Source organism: Desulfovibrio piger ATCC 29098 (genome assembly GCF_000156375.1).
GTDB lineage: Bacteria > Desulfobacterota > Desulfovibrionia > Desulfovibrionales > Desulfovibrionaceae > Desulfovibrio > Desulfovibrio piger.
Window position 1 is genome coordinate 1 of sequence record NZ_DS996367.1, and the last position, 602, is coordinate 602.

Consider the following 602-nt stretch of genomic DNA (forward strand, 5'->3'; position numbering starts at 1 on the left):
CCCTTTTGCTACTGTTGAAAACTTCAACCGCCCGTAAGTCCATATTTAGGACAAAATTTCAGACAAGTAAACTGAAATTTTGGGTAAAACTTAAAAAACGCCTGAAATTTTATTTGTCAATTTTTATAGCTAGTTACGCAATTAGCTAGGTAAAAGTTGAGGTAAAACTTTGGCGTAGGGAACTTTTACCCAATGAAGACACTGGGAGAACGCATCCGATTCATACGTGGGGAAGAAAGCCAAGCCGAATTTGCAGAACGTGTTGGAATTGCAAAAGGTTCTATAGGTGGCTATGAAAATGGCAGAAATTCACCCAGTGCAGATGTTATTCTGAAAATTTGTCTTTCGTATGATATTTCATCCGAATGGCTTCTCAAGGGGGAAGGCTCCATGCACATTGGCGCTACTTCGGCTTCCTCTGTATGCAAAGAGAACCAGGAAAAAACATCTCAAGGCTATTCTAACATTGAGAAAAAATTAAATATATCAGAAGAGGAACGCCGAGAGCTGACAATAGAAAATCGCAAGCTCTACCGAGAAAAAGAAACGCTCTATAAGGAAAAGGAAGAGCTACTCCGCGAAATCGGGGAACTACGAGAAAA

General features: G+C 40.0%; 1 protein-coding gene. It reads left to right on the forward strand.

The features are described from left to right. Window positions 1-192 precede the first annotated feature (192 nt). Window positions 193-602: helix-turn-helix domain-containing protein (locus tag DESPIG_RS13420; RefSeq protein WP_081446897.1), on the forward strand; the 410-nt coding region annotated here is incomplete at its 3' end.